This window comes from Ruminiclostridium papyrosolvens C7 (assembly GCF_000421965.1).
GTDB lineage: Bacteria > Bacillota > Clostridia > Acetivibrionales > DSM-1351 > Ruminiclostridium > Ruminiclostridium papyrosolvens_A.
In genome coordinates, this window is the sequence record NZ_ATAY01000034.1 from 1 (window position 1) to 20,035 (window position 20,035).

Annotated in this window: 17 protein-coding genes; 10 read left to right on the forward strand and 7 right to left on the reverse strand. The window is 36.9% G+C overall.

The window, feature by feature from the left end; translation table 11 throughout:
* The coding region (locus L323_RS31715) for a M4 family metallopeptidase (protein ID WP_020815687.1) at window positions 1–1,898 on the reverse strand (1,898 nt) is incomplete at its 3' end.
* 428 nt (window positions 1,899–2,326) lie between these two features.
* Window positions 2,327–4,021, reverse strand: a complete 1,695-nt coding sequence (locus L323_RS31720; RefSeq protein ID WP_020815689.1) for a DEAD/DEAH box helicase — start codon at window positions 4,019–4,021, stop codon at window positions 2,327–2,329.
* A gap of 190 nt (window positions 4,022–4,211) precedes the next feature.
* Here L323_RS31720 and L323_RS31725 point away from each other — a divergent pair, with 190 nt between their 5' ends.
* Window positions 4,212–4,874: an MtnX-like HAD-IB family phosphatase gene (locus tag L323_RS31725; RefSeq protein WP_020815690.1), complete on the forward strand. Its 663-nt coding sequence runs from the start codon at window positions 4,212–4,214 to the stop codon at window positions 4,872–4,874.
* Between the two features lie 34 nt (window positions 4,875–4,908).
* On the forward strand, window positions 4,909–5,970 hold the full coding sequence (locus tag L323_RS31730; RefSeq protein WP_020815691.1) for an iron-containing alcohol dehydrogenase family protein: 1,062 nt from the start codon (window positions 4,909–4,911) through the stop codon (window positions 5,968–5,970).
* Between the two features lie 54 nt (window positions 5,971–6,024).
* Here the strand turns inward: L323_RS31730 and L323_RS31735 are convergent, their stop codons facing one another.
* On the reverse strand, window positions 6,025–6,975 hold the full coding sequence (locus tag L323_RS31735) for an L-lactate dehydrogenase (protein ID WP_020815692.1): 951 nt from the start codon (window positions 6,973–6,975) through the stop codon (window positions 6,025–6,027).
* Between the two features lie 186 nt (window positions 6,976–7,161).
* Between L323_RS31735 and L323_RS31740 the strand changes: the two genes are divergently transcribed.
* The 4 genes from L323_RS31740 to L323_RS31755 all read left to right on the forward strand — a co-directional run bounded on the left by L323_RS31740 (window position 7,162) and on the right by L323_RS31755 (window position 11,875).
* Window positions 7,162–8,307, forward strand: a complete 1,146-nt coding sequence (locus L323_RS31740; RefSeq protein ID WP_020815693.1) for a GGDEF domain-containing protein — start codon at window positions 7,162–7,164, stop codon at window positions 8,305–8,307.
* 91 nt (window positions 8,308–8,398) lie between these two features.
* Window positions 8,399–8,791 carry a bacteriohemerythrin gene (locus L323_RS31745; protein WP_020815694.1) on the forward strand — a complete coding sequence of 131 codons (393 nt, stop codon included), beginning with the start codon at window positions 8,399–8,401 and terminating at the stop codon, window positions 8,789–8,791.
* Window positions 8,792–8,927: 136 nt separating this feature from the next.
* Window positions 8,928–10,262: an FAD-dependent oxidoreductase gene (locus tag L323_RS31750; RefSeq protein WP_020815695.1), complete on the forward strand. Its 1,335-nt coding sequence runs from the start codon at window positions 8,928–8,930 to the stop codon at window positions 10,260–10,262.
* A gap of 131 nt (window positions 10,263–10,393) precedes the next feature.
* On the forward strand, window positions 10,394–11,875 hold the full coding sequence (locus tag L323_RS31755) for an MFS transporter (RefSeq protein WP_020815696.1): 1,482 nt from the start codon (window positions 10,394–10,396) through the stop codon (window positions 11,873–11,875).
* 1 nt (window position 11,876) lies between these two features.
* Here the strand turns inward: L323_RS31755 and L323_RS31760 are convergent, their stop codons facing one another.
* The 3 genes from L323_RS31760 to L323_RS31770 all read right to left on the reverse strand — a co-directional run bounded on the left by L323_RS31760 (window position 11,877) and on the right by L323_RS31770 (window position 14,440).
* Entirely contained in the window at window positions 11,877–12,500 is a 624-nt protein-coding gene (locus tag L323_RS31760; protein ID WP_020815697.1) for an HAD family hydrolase, read from the reverse strand.
* Between the two features lie 62 nt (window positions 12,501–12,562).
* A complete protein-coding gene (spoVB, locus tag L323_RS31765) occupies window positions 12,563–14,068 on the reverse strand; it encodes a stage V sporulation protein B (RefSeq protein WP_020815698.1) in 1,506 nt (501 codons plus the stop codon).
* Between the two features lie 105 nt (window positions 14,069–14,173).
* Entirely contained in the window at window positions 14,174–14,440 is a 267-nt protein-coding gene (locus tag L323_RS31770; RefSeq protein WP_020815699.1) for a DUF1294 domain-containing protein, read from the reverse strand.
* 265 nt (window positions 14,441–14,705) lie between these two features.
* Between L323_RS31770 and L323_RS31775 the strand changes: the two genes are divergently transcribed.
* The 3 genes from L323_RS31775 to L323_RS31785 are packed head-to-tail and all read left to right on the forward strand — an operon-like array spanning window position 14,706 to window position 17,803.
* Window positions 14,706–15,134 carry an FHA domain-containing protein gene (locus L323_RS31775; RefSeq protein WP_020815701.1) on the forward strand — a complete coding sequence of 143 codons (429 nt, stop codon included), beginning with the start codon at window positions 14,706–14,708 and terminating at the stop codon, window positions 15,132–15,134.
* A 28-nt stretch (window positions 15,135–15,162) separates the two neighbouring features.
* Window positions 15,163–16,362: an FtsW/RodA/SpoVE family cell cycle protein gene (locus L323_RS31780; protein WP_020815702.1), complete on the forward strand. Its 1,200-nt coding sequence runs from the start codon at window positions 15,163–15,165 to the stop codon at window positions 16,360–16,362.
* Between the two features lie 25 nt (window positions 16,363–16,387).
* The gene (locus L323_RS31785; protein WP_020815703.1) at window positions 16,388–17,803 is read left to right on the forward strand and encodes a peptidoglycan D,D-transpeptidase FtsI family protein; all 1,416 of its coding nucleotides are present in this window, start codon (window positions 16,388–16,390) and stop codon (window positions 17,801–17,803) included.
* Window positions 17,804–17,891: 88 nt separating this feature from the next.
* On the opposite strand, the gene L323_RS40790 is transcribed toward L323_RS31785, so the two are convergent.
* Window positions 17,892–18,068, reverse strand: coding sequence for a YjfB family protein (locus tag L323_RS40790; protein WP_020815704.1), 177 nt, complete (start codon window positions 18,066–18,068; stop codon window positions 17,892–17,894).
* A gap of 209 nt (window positions 18,069–18,277) precedes the next feature.
* Here L323_RS40790 and L323_RS31790 point away from each other — a divergent pair, with 209 nt between their 5' ends.
* Window positions 18,278–20,035, forward strand: coding sequence for a bifunctional homocysteine S-methyltransferase/methylenetetrahydrofolate reductase (locus tag L323_RS31790; RefSeq protein WP_020815705.1), 1,758 nt, complete (start codon window positions 18,278–18,280; stop codon window positions 20,033–20,035).

The window sequence follows — 20,035 nt, forward strand, 5'->3', positions numbered from 1 at the left end:
AACGACATTTTATAAGTAAGTGGACTGCCAAATTCTGAAATCCTGTTTCCATTTTCATCGATAGATGCAATAAAGTAATCATAACTCCATGATATAGCCTGAACAGTCTCTGTTGTGTTATAAGTCTCCTGAATTTTTTCAGGTTCGGCTGTAGAGCCTGTTTCTCTTCTGTATATTCCGTAATGTGAACCTGCTAAGGGGAGCCATGTTAACTGCAATGACGGACCTGATGCATATACCATTCTCAAATCAAGACCAACCGCACCCAAAGCTTTTCTTACGGTATTTGTTTCAGAACTGTTTGCTCCATATATTGTTTCTGCCGACTGGAGAAGTGCTGCTGCAAATTGAGGGTATTTCATGTCATAAACCATATTTCCGTCATTAACGGCATGATAAAATATTACTGCAAGCTTTTCCATTCCAATAGGAGCAACTGTAACATTTTTAAATGTTCCCCCCATAGCCATAAGATTTGCAGCTTTTGTAATAACCCCACCGCCTTCATGTGGTTTAGGGTATTTGATAGTACGGTCATTTTCACATTCTAAAATACGTCTCTTATATTCGGTGTAATTATCAATTACAGGATTAGCACAATCTCTGAAAATAGTACCTGTATCTTCACCTATTGTCCAATCAGGTGTACCTTCGTTTTCAAGAAAATACTCGCATATTGTGCCAAAAACGTCAGATATCCCCTCGTGTAATGACATACGCTCTGTTAAAGGGGGATTAAATTCAAAGTGTCCCTCATCGAAATCACCTAAACCTTCTGATGTGAGTATTCCATGAGTAAATTCATGTGCCATTGCATCCACAGCATAAGAAACAGACTTACCTGCCGAACCTTTTCCGGCACCGATTCTTACCTTATTTACATATCCATAGGCATTTAAAACATTGCTGCTATCTTTTATAATTTCAACTGTGTATTCAGACCCGTTATCATCATTGCCATTACGGTAAAAAGGGGAACCTTTAAAGAAATTTATAATGTTTGTCATATTATAATGAGCATCTACTGCATCCTTCTGATAGTTTGTCCCGGTGTCTGTGTCAAAACAATTATCCTGCTCACTATATGTTCCGTCTAATTCGTAGATAGTCTTTAAATTCTCAACGGTGTTTTTCAGATAGTATACGTCATTATCCTTTACCATTTTTAAGGGTTGCTTTACTGCTCCGGATTGCCCGATACCTGAACCTACAGTAGGCTCCTCAAGACTTAATTCCTGATTATTTTTTCCCAATATGGACATATTACTTGCATCGATATAATATACATACTTGTTATATGTAGGATTTCTGAATTCGATGGTTACCTTATATATGTAGTTATATTTTCCATCTACCGGATATAGAAGCAACTGGCTTTTAGGAGCTTCATTATATACCGGCTTAATTCCTAAATCCTCCTCAATTACAGACACAATTGATTTTTGGGACACTTCGGCGGGCTTAACAGCTAAGGCCAACCTATCAGTTATATCGTATACATAGTCTCCAACGATATACTCAATAACACCATCAGTATTGATAAAATAGTTTCTGTCGCTATTTTGAACAGGTACACCGTTATAAGTTTGTATTGTTTTTACTACCGTCCTGTTCAATGAATTTACAAATTGCTCAGTAACTTTAAACTGTACTGCCGGCAATTGATATTTTTTGGCTTCTTGAGCAATATACTGCTCAACAATTTGTTGTGGAGTTTTTTCAGACTCTTGTGTTAAATCTCCCGATAAAAATGAAGGAATAACTTCTTTAGCTTGAATTGCTCCAATTTTTGCATTATTATCAGCGTTTTCATTGTTAGCGTAAACTGATGGAAAACTACTTGCAATAAGTGAAACAGATAGCAAAACAGTACTTAAAATTCTCTTTGCTGATTTCATTTAATAAATACTCCTTTTAAAGTTTATAAATTTTTATCTGCCTGTCGTCACAGACGAATAGCATTTATCTTGCAAGATTGAAAACAATAATACCATTATTTACTGTTTGTGTCAAAAAAAGAACTTTTTACCATGTAATAAAATTAATTTGCTATTTGCACAGATTGGGTATATACTTACATTGTAGTTGAAAGAAGGTGGTAAATTGAATAAGGGAACATTTTTGGTAACACCTAGTGTTATCGAGGAGTGCTTGGGTGAATCGTTTGATGCTTCTGAAAAGAAACACCCTGAGCATGACAAAACCCAAAAAACATGGAAATAGCCTATAGCACGAGGCTTTTTTTATTGCCAAAAATAAAAATGAGCTGTGCACTAGTGATAAGTCAACTAATGCGACAGCCCTGTTTTTGTTTTATTTTATAGGTTTATTTGGATTTTTTCGTACTGCGTCTGTTAGGCGGTGTCGAACGGTTAAATGAAGATCCGCGTCCGCTTTTCTTTCTTGCATTTGATTTTTCTATATTAATACGCTTTCCTTTAATCGTATAGTTCTTCATTGATTTCAGCACCTCAGGAGCGATGTCCTTTGGAACCTCTACAAATGAATACCTGTCAAAAATGTCTATTGCACCCACAAGCTTACCCGGAAGCCCGGTTGATGCTACAAGACTTTCAATTATATGCTTTGGCTGTATTTTGCTTTCGCTTCCTATATTTATGAATAATCTTACCATGTCCTTGTTGCTGCCCGGTTCTACCGCGTTGTCAATTTCATTAACCTCACTTGGAAGATTCCCGCTTTGTTCACCATACATTTTCAATAATGCAGCTGCAATGTCAAGAGATGTTACAAAGTTTTCCCCCTGTTCTTCCGATTCATTATTGATTGTGTCAGTGAATCGTTCAATGTGGCTGACGAATTTGGAGATGCCTTCATCCTTTAGGTTTTCTTTTAAGGTTTTAAGAATGTTTAACATTTTCTTTTCTTCAACTTCATTGAGGCTTGGTGGCTTCATGGGAACAATGGTGGATTTTGTATACCGCTGTATATCCCTTAGTTTATACATTTCTCTTCCGGAAATAAATGTAAAGGCTTTTCCTGTTCTTCCGGCCCTTCCGGTTCTTCCAATTCTGTGTACATAGTATTCTTCATCGTTTGGAAGGTCATAGTTAAATACTGCTTCAACGTCGTCAACATCTATACCCCTTGCAGCAACATCCGTTGCAATGAGTATATCAAAGTTACCTTTTCTGAAAAGAGACATGACTTTGTCACGGTGTTCCTGACGCATGTCACCATGCAGGGCTTCAGCAGAAAACCCTCTGGACTGGAGGCTGGCTGTAAGTTCGTCAACCCTCTTTTTAGTATTGCAGAATACAAGAGACAGCTTAATATCGTTGGTGTCTATCAATCTTGACAAAACTTCAAGCTTTGTAGATTCCTTTACTTCAAGGTAATACTGCTCGATACTTGGAACGGTCAGTTCCTTGTGGGCAATCTTTATATGAACGGGATCTTTCTGATATTTTTTTGTAAGTTCAAGAATCTCTTTTGGCATCGTAGCAGAGAATAATATAGTCTGTCTGTCCTCTGGAACTTTCTCCAATATTGTATCGATATCTTCTCTGAAACCCATGTTCAGCATTTCATCGGCTTCATCAAGAACAATCATTTTAAGGGCATCCAGTTTAAGAGTTCTACGTCTCATATGGTCCATAACACGGCCCGGGGTTCCTATAATTATCTGTGGACGTTTCTTTAAAGCCATAATCTGTCTGTCAATTGGCTGTCCACCATACACGGGGAGAATCCTTATCCCATCCTTATATTTTAATACATTTCTCAATTCTTCGCAGGACTGTATAGCAAGCTCTCTGGTTGGACAAAGGACCAAAACCTGAATTGAATCAATCTGTGGTTCTATTTTTTCCACTGCCGGTATTCCGAATGCACAGGTTTTTCCTGTTCCGGTCTGAGCCTGACCAATCAAATCATTGCCTTCCAAAATATATGGGATTGACTGGGACTGAATAGGGGTCGCCTCCTCAAAGCCCATATCCGCAATTGCATGCTGTACTTCATCCGAGAGAGTTAAATCTTTAAAACTTAAATTTTCCATTTTTATTCCTTTACCTTAATAAATTTATATACTATTCAATAATAATTACTATTGCCAAGTTTTGCAATGATTATTTATCAATAAAAAGTAAAACTAAAATTATATTATAATAATGTTATAGGGAATTATGGTATTATATGAAAGAAAATACTAATGGCATGGTATGCTATATGCCGGAACGGAGCAATGTATGATGAAAAAATTTGCATTTGTATCTGATTTTGACGGAACACTCACTGACAGAGATTTTTATCACATAGTAATGGATAAATACTTAAAGGATTGGGCATGGAATTATTATGATGAATGGAAGAAAACCAAAAAGATAAATGTGGATTTTCTTAATAAAATGTTTGGTTCAATGGACAGAAGCGAAGAGGAAATATTGCAGGATATACTGGAGCTGCCCCTTGACCCCTATGCTGTTAAGTTTATTCAAATGGTTGAAAACAACGGGGGAGATTTTTTTATATTAAGTGCGGGAACATCATATTATATCAATAAACTTCTGGAGTATTTTAAAATAAAAAATGTAACTGTAATTTCAATGGAAGGAAGGTATCATAACAGGGGAATTCAGATAATGCCTGATCCCAAAAGCGAATTTTATTCGGAAATGTGGGGTATAGACAAGCAAAAGGTTATACTTTCATTGAAAGAAAAATATGAAAAGGTGTACTTTGCAGGTGACAGCGAGCCGGATATTGGTGCTGCAAAGACAGCGGACTGTGCATTTGCAACAAGTTCCCTTAAAGATTGGCTTACAAAAGAAAAGGTTCCATATATAGCCTTTGAGCATTTTGATGAAATTGCAAAATATCTGGTCAGGGAAAAAATAATTACGGATTTCTAAGTAAAGGAAATTTCTGGATGGAGGTACTTAAGTAATGAATGCTGTACACAGAATTGAAATTCCTTCCATACTTGAAGTTAATAATAATATACTGGGAAGTGTGGGGGCATACATTGAAAGGGCTGGAATAAATAATGTTGTAGTGCTGTTTGGAGAAGGAATCCGGGACTTGTTTGGTGAAAAGATTATGGATTCCATAGGGACAAAAAAGTCCCTTGCGGTTCTTGAAACTTATGACTATGATGATATAAAGCTTGAAAATCTCATGCCCAAGGCATTTTCTATACCTTCCAAAACTGATGCGGTTGTTGGAGTGGGTGGAGGAAAAGTATTAGATGCAGCTAAATATATAGCTTTTTTAAACAAGCTCCCATTTATAAGCATACCTACATCAACTTCAAACGACGGTTTTTCAAGCTCCGGCTGTTCGTTGATAATAAACGGCAGACGCACATCAGTGCACGCTTCAATGCCCTTTGGAATAATTGTTGATTTAGATGTATTAAAAAATGCACCTATGAAATTTATATATTCAGGCCTTGGAGATATTATTTCTAAAATAACCGCCGTATACGACTGGTATTTCGAAGAAAGGAACAATGCTGCAAAAGTTGATGACTTTGCCGCAATGATGGCAAAAAAGTCTGTAAACAGTATTGTTAGAATGCCATATACTCAGGTTACAGAAAACTTCTTTTTAAAGGAAATGGTGGACTCTCTGACAATGAGCGGAATTGCAATGCAGATAGCAGACAGCAGCGCACCTGCCAGCGGCAGTGAACATCTTATATCTCATGCTTTGGATAAGCTTCTGGAGAAGCCCCAGCTGCATGGAATACAGGTCGGAGTTGCAACCTATCTTATGAGTAGGGTTCAAGAACACAGATATCAGCGTGTAGAAAAATTCCTGACAGATACTGGTTTCTTTGATTTTGTTGAAACCTTAAAAATGAGGGCTGAAGACTTCGAAAAGGCAATTGACCTTGCACCAACCATTAAACCAAACAGATACACTTATCTGCATGTAGCTGAAAACAGAGAAAAAGCAAAACAGTTGCTTAAAAGCGATGACATACTCAAAAGGATACTTGTATAAATGAACTTTTTCGGATGCCTGCCTCACCGGCATCGCATCCGAATTAAAGGACATTTACAAATTCAGTCCGCTGATAACCTGTTTCAAGGCCTGGGCAGATTTATTAAGTAATTTTGTTTCCTCATTGCTTAGCGGAACATTTAAAATCCTTGAAATACCCTCCGAATTTACCTGGCTGGGAATACTGAGACATATGTCATTTAGACCGTATTCTCCTTCGAATAGGCTTGATACTGTCAATATGGAGTTTTCGTTACGGACAATAGCCTCTACAATTCTTCTTACTGCAAGAGCAACGGCATAGTATGTTGCATTCTTTCTGTCAATAATCTCATAAGCTGCGTTTTTTACCTTGTCAAAAGTATCACTCTTGAAGCTTTCATTGTCGCAGGATTTACACTCTTTGCAATAAACATCCATAGGTATTCCGGCTATGGATGCAAGACTCCATGTAGGGACTTCAGTGTCTCCATGTTCGCCGATTATATATGCGTGTACATTTCTTGGGTCAACCCCCATATGTTCCCCAAGCATGTATTTGAAACGTGCAGTGTCCAAAACTGTTCCTGAGCCTATGACTCTGTTTTTAGGGAAGCCGGACAGCTTGTAGGTTACGTAGGTTAAAATATCCACCGGGTTTGTAACAACAAGCAGAATACAGTCTGTATTGTATCTAATAATATTTCCAACGATGTCTTTAAATATTTCAGTGTTTTTATTTACAAGGTCAATTCTTGTCTCACCCGGTTTCTGGTTTGCACCACCGGTTATTACAACAATATCTGCTCCTTTGCAGTCTTCATAATCCCCTTTATATATTCTGACAGGCCTGACAAATGGCATACCGTGATTCATATCCATTGCTTCGCCTTCAGCTTTTTTTGTGTTTTGGTCTATAAGTACGATTTCTGAAACCAGACCGCTTACCATTAATGTATAGGCAGTGGTTGAACCAACAAAGCCCGTACCCACAATTACTATTTTGTTTATAGATTTATTTTTCATAGTAAATATCCTTCTCTTTCAAAAGTATTTTCTTAGTATAAAATATACCCTTAATTTGTAAGTTCTAACAAAACATTTTAAATGTAAAAATATATACTATTTTGTTGTAAAATCGTCGATAATAATGTAAAATATTAATATAATATAACAAAAAGTGGAATAAAAAAGATAAAGGAGATAAAGCTTATGCAAACATTAATTAATCATCAATTGACAATTATCTCTTTTGCAATCCTGTTACTTTTCTTGATTTATGCTAATTGTGTTTTAGAAAAAAGATCTGTAATCAGAAGACTGTATCTTTCAGCGGTGCTTTTGAATTTATTTCTTACATTATCAAATTTGTTACTAAAGATTTTATTAGAGAGTGGTACCATTCCGTTGATGCTGCTAAGAATACTACGAGGTATTAACTTTATAGTGTCGCCTATTCTGGCTTATACATTTTTGCTTTTTGTATGTAATTATTTCGCAAACCCGTTCAGGATAAAGAAACAGGCAGGTCTTGTTTTTAATTTACTTTTTTTTGCAAATACTATTACGGCAATCATTGTTTTTAAAACTGATATGTTTATAAATAAATTGGGCACCGGAGCTTATATTCTGCCCTTTTCAATAAGTTTGATTCTGTTATCATACAGTATTTTTGTAATATTTAAAAGACGAAAGCTGCTCTTAAAGGTTGAGTACATTTATATTATGTCGGTAAGCCTAATGATTGTAGCTGTAACAGCCTTTCAGCTTATTTTAAACAAAACAGGCTATATTTGGTGCTTTAATTCACTTATTCTTATACTTATGTTTGTTATTATTCAGCAGGGAGAGCTGTACAAGGATTCACTAACAGGGGCCAGAAACAGACAGGCTTTACAAAAATGTCTGGATTGTTATGAAAAGCGTAATTTAAGCCGATTGTCGGCGGTAATGATAGACCTTGACTATTTCAAGAGTATCAACGATTTATACGGTCATTCTGAAGGAGATTTTGCACTGAAGGCATTTGTAAAAATGCTGCAAAGAGTATATCTGAATTCGGGAATTGTTTTCCGCACAGGCGGTGATGAATTTCTTGTTCTTATTGATAATCGTTCAGAACCTCAGATTCATGACCTGATGAAGAAGGTCTCAGGAGTAGTAGAAAAATTTAATGCAGGGGGCAATAAGCCATACAGTATAAAGTACAGTTATGCTTTTGGTACATATAAAAGAACGGATAAAGGAGTTAACCAGTTTTTACATGAGATAGACCTTCAGATGTACAATAATAAAAACGGTAAAAAAAGAATTTTCGGTGAAGGCCTTCAATCCGGCATTTACGCAGGTATTCTTTAACAGTTTAAAGTTAAAATTCAATCCTTTGTATTGTTTATATTTCGGGAAGTAGGTATAATCTTGGTATACACTACATTTAAGGGGGGTCCATATGATAGAATGGAGGGACGAATTCATTCTTGGAATCGAGAAGATCGATGAACAGCATAAAAAGTTATTTCAGATTGCTTCAGAAATTTATGCTGCCATGAAAAATCAGCTTATTACGGACAAATATGATGAAATTGTTCGGCTTATTACGGAACTAAAAGATTACACGGTCTTTCACTTTACTTACGAAGAAGAATACATGCATAGTATTGGATACCGAAAGCTGCTCTCCCATAAAGTTGAACATCATGACTTTATTGAAAAAATCAGTAATACGGACTATAGCAGGATAGATAAGGATCAGGATCAGTACTTAATGGAATTGCTTAATTTTACGGTTGAATGGATTGCAAACCATATAATGAAAACAGATAGAGCTTACATAATCAAATAAAATTTCTTTAAGGTACATTCTAAGGTGGATGTACTTTTTTATTTGCAAAAAAGAAATGGCATACCGATTCTGTTTATAAAATATATTAGGTGGTATATATGGGATATATTTACACGTAGGCAGAGGAGGATATAGTATGAAAATAGTAGTAATCGGATGTACCCATGCAGGGACGGCAGCAATAAATAATATGGTAAAACTTTACCCCGGTTCGGAAATAACGGTTTATGAAAAGAATGATAATATTTCTTTCCTTTCATGCGGTATAGCCCTTTATGTAGGTGGTGTGGTGAAAAATCCCGATAGCTTGTTTTATTCATCCCCCGAGAAGTTAAGAGAGATGGGCATAACAACCCGCATGCTTCATGAGGTTATGGATATAGATATCGATAAAAAAACCTTGTTGGTAAAGAACATGGAAACGGGCAGCAGCTTTGAGGACAATTATGACAAACTGGTGATTTCTTCGGGTTCATGGCCCATTATTCCTGATATTGAAGGTATTCAGCTAGATGGAGTTCTTCCGGCAAAAAATTATAACCACTCAAAAGAAATAGTCAGTAAGGAAAAATCCGCTCAGAACATTGTAGTGGTAGGAGCAGGATATATTGGTGTGGAACTGGCAGAAGCCTTTGCCATGAAAGGGAAAAAGGTTACCTTGATAGATACTGAAAACAGAATACTAAGCAAGTATTTTGACAAAGAGTTTACGGATATTGCAGAAGAAAAGATGAAAGCCAAAGGTATTACGCTTGCTTTGGGTGAGACTGTAACAAATTTCATGGGAAACCAAAATAAAATAAAAAAGGTTAAAACAGATAAAGCAGAGTATGATGCTGAACTTGCCGTTCTTTGCATTGGTTTTCGGCCAAGCACAGGATTATTCAAAGACAAGCTTGAGATGTTGCCTAACGGGGCCATAACAGTAGATGAGTATATGCAGACAAGCAGAAAAGATATCTTTGCTGCGGGAGACTGTTGTGCATCAATGTATAATCCTGTAGGAATACATAAATATATACCTCTTGCAACAAATGCTGTCAGGATGGGCACACTTGCGGCTTTTAACCTTGAGAAGCCTACAGTAAAGTATTTAGGTACACAAGGAACGTCAGCAATAAAAATATACAATCTTAATTATGCTGTAACGGGCTTGACTCAAAGTGCAGCAGACTTTCATAATATTGATATAAAATCCGTTACAATCAGGGAGAACTACCGTCCCGAATTTATGCCGGATTACGAAGAGGTATTATTGAAAGTAGTATTTGATGCCAAAACAAGAGAGATTCTCGGAGCCCAGATTCTTTCAAAGGCGGATTTAACCCAGTCTGCTAATACATTGTCTTTAGCAATTCAAAAGAAATTGACTATTGATGAACTGGCACTCACAGACTTTTTCTTCCAACCTCATTACAACAAGCCGTGGAATTTTCTTAATACCGCAGGACTTCAAGCTAAGGACATTTAGACATTGGTTTAGAAAAAGCAGGCTGTCTTTTAAAGACAGTCTTTTTTTGACTTTAATTAAAGTTGATATGAAAAAATTTTTATGTTATTCTAAAATGTATTTGTTTTAATACTATTTAGATGGAGTTAAATATGGAAAACACAGAGAAACAATATAAAAACAAGGGATTGATCCTTGTAAACATCGTATTATTGACTTTTATGGCATGTCTTGACAGCAGCATTGTAAATGTTGCACTGCCTGTAATGGCAGATAAATTTTCCGTTGGGATGGGTTCTATTTCAACAATCATATCAACGTATTTGATTGCTATTTCTGCAACTGTGCTGATTTTCGGAAGGCTGGGAGACATTAACGGGAAAGTAAAAATATTTAAAACAGGTATTGTTATATTTACACTAGGCTCGTTACTATGTGCCGTTTCACCCTCTTTAAATATACTTGTATTATCAAGAATTATTCAGGCTATAGGTGCAGCTGCTTTTATGGCGACAAACCAGGGAATAGTTACTAGAGCGTTCCCGGCAAATGAAAGAGGTAGAGCACTTGGTATTACAGGTTCCTTTGTTGCACTTGGTACCCTTGTTGGGCCTCCGCTGGGTGGTTTTATTGTTGACGTGGCAAGTTGGCAATATATATTCCTGATAAATATACCTATTGGTATTTTCGCATTTATTATGGCCTTAAAGGTGCTTCCTAAAGACGAGCAGAGCAGTGAATCAAAGTTTGATATAAAAGGTTCAATCCTTTTTCTTATAAGTATAATATCACTCTTTACCGCATTGCTGACGGGCGAGCAGATAGGTTTCCTTAAACCTGTTATATTGGCGAGTTTTGCAGTGGCGATTATATCATTTATATTATTTATAAAAATAGAAGGCAGAGTTGAAAGTCCTCTTCTTCAACTGAACATTTTTAAAAATAAGCTGTTTTCACTGAGTATTTTCTGCGGTTTTTTGCTTTTTGTATGTATGAACTGCTCAAATATTATAATGCCATTCTATTTTCAGGATATTATAAAAATGTCGCCTTGGTTGACGGGAATATATCTCATATCATATCCTCTGATACTTCTGGTGGTATCACCGGTCAGCGGATTTTTGTCAGATAAAATTGGTTCTGAAATGCTTACCTTTGTGGGACTGACGATTTTTAGTGCAGGTTGTTTCCTAATGGCTACTATTAATCAGACTTTTAGTCCTGTAAGAATTATATTGTTTATTTCGCTGATGGCTGTAGGAAACGGTATGTTCCAGTCACCCAACAATTCACTTATTATGTCAACTGTACCAAGAAGCCGTTTAGGGATTGCAGGCAGTATTAATGCACTTGTAAGGAATCTTGGTCTGGTAATCGGCGTATCTGTATCAACACTTGTGCTTTATGGTATGATGAGTTTCAAGCTGGGTTATAAAGTAACGAATTTTGTTGAAGGAAAAGAAGCAGAATTTATTTTCGGAATGAGTTCTGCGTATATATTCATTGGAGCACTTTCCTTGGTTGCAGCAACTCTGACCGCAGTCAGACTATACAGAATCAAGAAAAATGCTAAGTCCAATGACAATTATACTGATGTACAGGATTATGATATAGGAGATATTGAAGCAAAGTAATTTACAGCTTTAATATGTCAAGCAGATCTGCAGGCTTCTTGAAAAAGAAGTCTGCGTTTATATTTTCAGCATTATTTGAGCCCCACAGAGCCAATGCAAACTTTACTCCGGCATTTTTTGCACATTCTCTGTCAAATACCGTGTCACCGATATACAACGTTTCGCAAGGCACAGCATTCAGCTTGTCCATGGCGAGTAACAAAGGATCCGGATTTGGTTTATGCAGGGTAGTGTCATCAGAGGTTACAATAGTTTTAAAATATTTAGTGAATTGCTTCAGACAGCTGTCAACGTCGATTTCATACTGGCACCTTGAGGTTACAACACCCATTGGAACATTTAACTCCTTAAGTTTTTCCATTATTTCAGGTATTCCCTTAAAAGCAGTACATTTTTTGAAGCCTTCGATTAAGTAATGATAATAATCTTTTAAAGCCGCATCAATATCAGTAAAACCATATCTCTCAAGAGAAACGGGAGTAGGAACACCATAGCCCTTTAATAGTTCTTCATTGGTAAAATATCTGCCGTGTTTTTTAAAAATAATACTCTGGTATGCATAGTATACTGCTTCTTCGGTATCAATCATTGTTCCGTCAATATCAAATATTACGTAATTAAACATTTTTGCCCTCCCGGTTATCTGCCTCGATTATAAAAGGTATTATAACACCAAAGGAGACACTCTTACCAGTTATGTTTACAATTATAGAATTTTGTTAAATAGAATATAACAAAAAAGCATATACCAACGGACAATATTACATCAAATACCATAAAGTTGTCAGGTATAATGATGCTGACTATTCTCATTGCTGCAAAACCGGCAAGTCCGCATATTGCAAGTACAACCCCCCTTGGTAGTGAAAATCTGATTTCACAGGACTTGCGTATTTCTATTAAATTGAGAATCAGAGCAGTCAATGATGTCACGGCAAGTGAAATTCCTATGCCGTATATGTTGATTGAGGGAATACCGGTTAATATGAAAACAAGCACCAGATTTTCAACGGAAACAATAATGGAGTTTTTAAGATTCACATTCTGTTTTCCGAGTCCGTTTAGTATCCCGAAAGAAGCGGAAGCCACATAGCTTACAAAATTACATATGCCGGCCACCATAACCATTTTACCTAAATCATTTCTTCCGTAAAAGAATAAGCCCAGTTTTCCGGGAATACATATTGAAACAATCAAGGTTCCCAATCCAATCATACAGGATATTCTGAGAACCTGTGAAATCCTTTTTTCTGTACTCCACATATCTCTTTTACTTAGGCTTAGGGACATATCCGGAATTAGTACAGTCATCATTGAGCCTACAATTATAAACGGAAGGTTTACCGTTGTAAGAGCCATACCCATAAACTTACCTATTTGCTGCAAGGCTACATCATAGCTTACTCCGGCACTCATTAATCTCCTTGGAAGAATCAGGGTTGAAGCTGTAGTTAGGACTGATGAAATAAAACCATTCAGACACAGCGGACAGGATATAACGAGAACATTCGCCAGCAATTGTAGAGGGTTCTGTACCTTAACTCCTGAGGGTTTAAGTTTGCGTGATACAAGCTTAAATCCAGTTAACAGGAGCAACATGCTGATGAATTCACCTATTGCAAGGGCAAAATACGCTATTGTAACGGTATTTTTTATATCAGTGAGCTGTAGAAGAGCTATTGTTGCCAGAAGTATTGAAATTCTTATACATTTTTCAAGAATATCAATCCCTGCGGGAATAGTGAATTTTTCAAATCCGTAAAAAAAGCCTTTAAATATTGCGGACATCGGGACAAAAATCAGTGCCGGACATATGATTCTCACAGCGCTTAATGCACGAATATCTTTTATGATATATTTACTGATAAAAGGTGCATTGAAAAACACCAGTACGGCTACGGCAATGCTCCACAGCCCCAGGAAACATATAGCTACTTTTACACTTCTGTGAAGGTTCCTATAATCTTTTTTACTGTTATATACTGCACAGGTTTTAGAAATTGCGGTTATAAGACCATCTGTTGTAAGACAAAGCAGCAGGGAATAGACCGGCATAATAAGCCCATATAGCCCAAGTCCTTCCGCTCCGAGTTTTTTTGAAAGAACTATTGAAAATGTAAATCCAATAAAGCCTGTTACCAAGTTTGATAATGTGAGTATCGCTGAGTTTTTATAAAATTTATCAAGTCCCATTAAAATAAACCTCGTATTTGCTGTGTTAATTAAAGGTTATTCAAACGGCGACCTCATTATTCCAACATAAGAAGACATAAAAAAGAGGCTTCACAATTCAAAACCTCATTTTTTAGTAAGAAAATATATAAAAACAAATTGAGCAATAATTATCAGTGGAATGATTGTCATGAAATACCAACGGCGGGTTTTATGCTTGAAAGTAAGTAATCCTATATATACGCCGATACTTCCACCCAAAATAGAAAGAAGAAAAAATGACCTTTCAGGTATTCTCCACAACCTGTTTTTTGCTTTATATTTATCAAGTGAAACCAATACAAAACCGATTATATTTAAAATAATTACTATTGTAATAAAGTATTTATGCATATAAGCACCTCGTAATTTTTAAACTACACTAAGAGAGTATTATATTTTATATCATACATTATTATACAATTAAAGTGTAGATTTTGTTCTATAAAATCTTAAAAATAAGTCAACATTCCCACTACTGATAAGCCATACGGATGGCAGATGCCTCATAAAAACATAAAATATTTGGAAAGAAATGTATATTTTTTCTATGCTGATTTGAAAAATGTATCTAGTTTATATATAATAAAGAAAAACTTATTGACTGGAGCAAGAGCTTATGGATTTTAGTTCGCTTTCGGTAGTATTTAGAATAGTATTGGTTGTTTTGATTTTTATAATAATTTTATATGCATTAAAAATAATATCCAAAGATTTAAAAAGAGGTAAACCCGGAAAAAACCTCGGTTGGAAGCTGAGGATGGAATATTCTGCTGATAAGAGCAGTCTTGAAGACGGAGAAATTATCCCAATCGGCAGTAAGCTCACCATTGGAAGAAACAAAAATAATCAAATGGTTTTACCTTCGAGAGCTGTTTCCAACTTCCACGCAAAAATTTATTTTGAGGACGGCAGATACATGTTGGAGGACATGGATTCCACAAACGGTACTTTTGTAAACGGCAACAGGGTAGATAAGAAAAGTTTGCAGCCGGGTGACGAAATCAGAATCTCAGAGACGGTTTTTACCGTAACAGACGATGATTAAAAACTGTTCGGTATGTTAGGAGAACCAAATGACTAAAAAGTTAAGGATGTTTCAATTTTTAATATATGTATTTCTATTTTTCGGATTTCTGAACCTTGGTGTGCTAAAAAAGCCCTTTGACCCAAAGGCAGGAATATTTTTCGGTGTATTGGTTGTAATTATAGCATTGACCACATGGATTCTTAAAAGATTTTATCCCATGGGAGACAGAATAATATTCCTTTTAACAATGCTGCTATGTTCAATAGGAATAATTATGCTCTACAGGTTGAATATCAAGCTTGCTACAAAGCAGCTTGCATGGCTTTTATTGGGTATTTTAGCTTTCCTTTTCGTAGTACTTTTCCTTAAAAGAGGACTTGCTCAATTTGCACGGTTGAAATACGTCTTTCTGGCTGGAACGATAATGTTCATGTCTTTGGCAACCTTTATAGGATATGAAATACTGGGCGCCAAAAACTGGGTTAAAATAGGGCCTGTGAGCTTTCAACCGTCAGAATTTGGTAAAATATTTCTGATATTATACCTTGCAAGTGCCCTTTCAAATGTAAATACCAGAAAAAAACTTATAGAACCCGGCATAGTCATTTCAATATCACTGGGCTTCATGGTAATTCAGAGGGACCTCGGAACCGCACTTATTATATTTGCAGTATCGGTTACAATGGTGTATCTTGCAACCTCCAAGAAATTGTATGTATTAGTTTCACTGGGACTGTTTGCATCGGGTGGGGCGGCAAGTTATGCGATGTTTGATCATATAAAAAGAAGAATAATGATATGGCATAATCCCTGGCCCTATGTCTATAATGAGAGCTACCAACTGGTGCAGTCTATGTACGCTATCGCTACAGGTGGACTGTTCGGAAGAGGCTTGGGAATGGGACATCCGGGTTATGTTGCAGTTAATGAATCGGACTTTATTTTCTCTGTAATATGCGAAGAAATGGGCCTACTAATGGGGTTTGCAATATTGATCCTGCATTTTTTGCTTTTTTACCGTTCAATAAGAAGTGCAATTCATGCAGAAAATAATTTTTCAAAGCTTCTCACCGCAGGGCTCAGCGTAATGATTGCAACCCAAACTTTGGTTATTGTAGGAGGAGTAACAGGGTTTATACCGTTGACGGGAATAACACTTCCCTTTGTAAGCAGCGGAGGAACTTCCTTATTAATCAGTTTTCTATCCCTGAGTATTATTCAAAAGGTTTCTGAAGGTGAAGACTGAATGGCAATGGAGGCTTAATTAGCATATGGATAATTTAACTAATAATATAAAGAGAATAATGATAATTTTTCTGGTTGTGTTTTTCGTTCTCATAAGTTATCTGGCTTACTTTACACTTGTAAAGGGCCCTGAAATAGTTACAAGGCCTGATAACAGAAGAATGTGGGATATCAGAAACAAGGTTGTAAGGGGAACCATATATGACAGAACCGGAAAGGAACTTTCTGTCAGTGAGAAAAAGTCCGGCAGCGGGGAGTACAAAAGGGTATATAAGGGCGGTGCAGTCACAGCTCACGCACTGGGGTATTATGACCCACAGTATGGGATAACAGGCTTGGAAAACCTGTATGACAGCTATTTGTCCAGTAATATATCGGCATCCCTGTTGGCGTGGATTGGAAACGGATTCAAAGAGGTTAATAAAAAAGGTGATGACGTTTACAGTACTCTTGACTACCAACTTCAAAAAACAGCCTATGATGCCCTTGGCTCATCCAAGGGGTCTGTAGTGGTACTAAAGGTTGATACCGGTGAAATACTTGCAATGGTGTCGAAACCTTCATACGATCCAAACAACCTCAACAAGAATTGGGAAACACTTGTGAAAAGTAAGAATGTTCCGCTTCTTAACAGGTCAGTTTCAGGACTGTATCCACCGGGTTCGACCTTCAAGGTTGTAACGGCAGTAAGTGCTTTGGAGAATATTGAAGGTATAAAAAATGAGACCTTCAACGACAAAGGTAAGCTGAATCTTGGGGGAGGGTATACTCTCAGTAATGACCATGGTGAAGTTCTGGGTAAAATAAAGCTGGAAACGGCTTTGGTAAAATCAAGTAATGTCTTTTTCGGAAACTTAGGTATAAGGCTGGAGAATGATTTGTATAAGACCGCACAGGATTTCAGATTCAACAAAGATATACCGTCCAACGGCATTATAATTGATAAAAGCAGATTTCCAAAGTATAAGACTCATGAGAAGGGAAATATGGCACAAAGCGGAATAGGGCAGGCAGAAGTACTTGCTACACCTATACAAATGGCTCTTATTGCTCAAACAATTGCTAATGACGGGGTTATGATGAAGCCTACGTTAGTCAACAAAATTAACGATTATAAAGGCAATACCATACAGAGTCTTAAATCGTCAGAGGTAGAACAGGTTACATCTGCGGAATATGCAAGTGAGATAAGAAAGTATATGAGAGAGGTTGTGTCAAAGGGAACAGGTACAAGGGCGCAGGTCAGCGGGATTCAGGTTTGCGGAAAAACGGGAACCGCTCAGCACATTGAAAGCAAAACTCCTCACAGCTGGTTCATCGGCTTTGCACCCTATAAAAATCCTCAGATAGCAATAGCCGTAATAGTTGAAGAAGGGGGCTACGGAGGAGTTGCAGCTGCCCGAATTTCACAGAAGGTTATGAGCCGGTATTTTCATAAATAAGCAGATAAAAATAATACCTCTCTAAACAGAACAAGAGGCAGGCTAATGAAAGAGCCTGCCTCTTGTTGAATAAATTTTGCATCATAGTTTAAATGCTAGCATCAAAATTACTACCCAAACCCGGATTTACGCTAAGCTCCATCATTTTTGTCAAATCGGCGCCTGTCTGGTTCATACTATTCAGTGCCAGCTTTGCAACGGCAATATTAACATTTTGGGCCAATGAAGCCTGGGACATTGAAATTGAAACAGCTGCAACATCCATTTCAAAACACTCCTCTCATAAACAGTCATGTATATTTTTCGGATATTATTAAATATATTTTACATCTTTAATATCAAAAGTTCAAATTTTCTGTATTTGTGCAAAAGAACTGTATCCTTGACTGCTTTAATAACAAAAAGTATAATAATTTCAATGAAGGGTGGCTTATACACCCGGCTATTTTATAGAAAATAAAAGGTAAGGAAAACATGAATATATTCATCAACAGAGATTATTTCCTTTTTGATGGTGCCATGGGTACCTACTATTCATCAAAGCATAAAAACAATACTCCCTGTGAATTTGCTAATATTAGTGAAAGAGAAAATATTTTAAATATTCATTTAGAGTACATACAAGCCGGTGTAAACGCCATTAAAACAAATACTTTTGGTGCAAACCGTTTTTCACTTGGCTGTCAACAGTCGGAGGTTGACAGGATTATAAAATCGGGATATGACATTGCCGCACAGGCTTGTTCAGGACAAGAGGTGGCAGTTTTTGCGGATATTGGCCCGATACCTGACGGAAAAGGAGCCAATCCCGAGGAAGAATATAAAAGAATCGTTGATATTTTTATGGAATGCGGGGCAAAAAACTTTCTGTTTGAAACCTTTGCAAATACTGATGTTTTGACGGGGGTTGCAGCTTACATACGGTTACGTTTACCTGATGCGGTTATCGTTACTTCTTTCGCAGTTTATCCTGACGGCTACTCAAAGGAAGGACTTTTTTATATTGATATAATGGAAAAAATGTATGCCAGCGGTCTTGTCGATGCGGTTGGACTTAACTGCATCAGCGGCCCTGCCCATATGTATCGTCTTATTGAAAAAGCGGATATCAGGGGTAAAAACATTATTATTATGCCCAATTCGGGATATCCGGGTTCAGAGAGAGGCAGAACTGTTTATTCGGACAATTCTGAGTACTATGCTGAAAAGCTTGTGGATATAAAGAAGCTGGGAGTTAAAATTCTTGGTGGCTGTTGCGGAACTACGCCACGACATATCGCTGCTGCCGCTAAGTTGTTATCCTGCCCACAACCTGTTGAATCCAATGCGGGCATAAGTACTCATATAGAGACATGCGACCTTGCAAATGAAAATATTCTTGACAGAATTATTAAGAATAAAAAGCCAATACTGGTAGAAGTGGATCCTCCCTTTGATACTAATTGGGAGTATATGCTCAGGGATACGCTCATTCTTAAACAGGCCGGGGCAGATATTATTACTATTGCTGATTCACCTCTGGCAAAAGCAAGGGCAGAAAGTACCATTATGGCTGCAAAGATTCAGCGGGAAGCAGCTATACCCGTTATGCCTCATATAACCTGTAGAGACAAAAATCTTCTGGGGATAAAGGCATCACTTTTGGGAGGGCATATAGAAGGAATACGGAATGTCCTTGTTATTACAGGCGACCCTATTGCCAATATTGAGCGTAGCAGGATAAAAGGAGTTTTCAGTTTTAATTCTTCCAATCTTGCAAATTATATTAAAAGCTTAAATAGCAATGTTTTTTGCGGACAGGACATTAAAATAGCCGGCGCTTTAAATGTAAATGCAGTAAATTTTAGTGCCGAGTTAAAAAAGGCTTTTACTAAAATTGAAAACGGCATCAGCTGTTTCCTTACTCAGGCAATTTATACAAAAAGTGCGGTTGAAAACTTGCTTAAAGCGATTGAAACCCTGAACGTACCCATATTCGCAGGATTCATGCCAATAGTGAGCTACAAAAATGCACAGTTTATAAATAATGAGGTTCCGGGAATAGATATAGATACAGAGACAATAGAAAAATTCCGGGATAGAAGCCGTGAAGAATCAGAAAAGTTGGGAATGGAGATTACAATGGATATTGTTGAGGAAATTTATCCTCATGTCTCCGGCTTTTATCTTATGACTCCTCTTAAAAGAACAGGTGTAATATGTGAATTGATAAAAAAAATTAAGGAGATATAA

Bases quoted from the DNA above. Each gene is read 5' to 3' on its own strand.
- L323_RS31760 (WP_020815697.1), bottom strand. From the start codon at position 12,500: ATGTTTAATTACGTAATATTTGATATTGACGGAACAATGATTGATACC.
- L323_RS31770 (WP_020815699.1), bottom strand. From the start codon at position 14,440: ATGCATAAATACTTTATTACAATAGTAATTATTTTAAATATAATCGGT.
- L323_RS40790 (WP_020815704.1), bottom strand. From the start codon at position 18,068: ATGGATGTTGCAGCTGTTTCAATTTCAATGTCCCAGGCTTCATTGGCC.
- L323_RS31735 (WP_020815692.1), bottom strand. From the start codon at position 6,975: ATGAAAAATAAATCTATAAACAAAATAGTAATTGTGGGTACGGGCTTT.
- L323_RS31750 (WP_020815695.1), top strand. From the start codon at position 8,928: ATGAAAATAGTAGTAATCGGATGTACCCATGCAGGGACGGCAGCAATA.
- L323_RS31755 (WP_020815696.1), top strand. From the start codon at position 10,394: ATGGAAAACACAGAGAAACAATATAAAAACAAGGGATTGATCCTTGTA.
- L323_RS31730 (WP_020815691.1), top strand. From the start codon at position 4,909: ATGAATGCTGTACACAGAATTGAAATTCCTTCCATACTTGAAGTTAAT.
- L323_RS31775 (WP_020815701.1), top strand. From the start codon at position 14,706: ATGGATTTTAGTTCGCTTTCGGTAGTATTTAGAATAGTATTGGTTGTT.
- L323_RS31790 (WP_020815705.1), top strand. From the start codon at position 18,278: ATGAATATATTCATCAACAGAGATTATTTCCTTTTTGATGGTGCCATG.
- L323_RS31740 (WP_020815693.1), top strand. From the start codon at position 7,162: ATGCAAACATTAATTAATCATCAATTGACAATTATCTCTTTTGCAATC.
- L323_RS31745 (WP_020815694.1), top strand. From the start codon at position 8,399: ATGATAGAATGGAGGGACGAATTCATTCTTGGAATCGAGAAGATCGAT.
- L323_RS31725 (WP_020815690.1), top strand. From the start codon at position 4,212: ATGATGAAAAAATTTGCATTTGTATCTGATTTTGACGGAACACTCACT.
- spoVB (WP_020815698.1), bottom strand. From the start codon at position 14,068: ATGGGACTTGATAAATTTTATAAAAACTCAGCGATACTCACATTATCA.
- L323_RS31785 (WP_020815703.1), top strand. From the start codon at position 16,388: ATGGATAATTTAACTAATAATATAAAGAGAATAATGATAATTTTTCTG.
- L323_RS31780 (WP_020815702.1), top strand. From the start codon at position 15,163: ATGACTAAAAAGTTAAGGATGTTTCAATTTTTAATATATGTATTTCTA.
- L323_RS31720 (WP_020815689.1), bottom strand. From the start codon at position 4,021: ATGGAAAATTTAAGTTTTAAAGATTTAACTCTCTCGGATGAAGTACAG.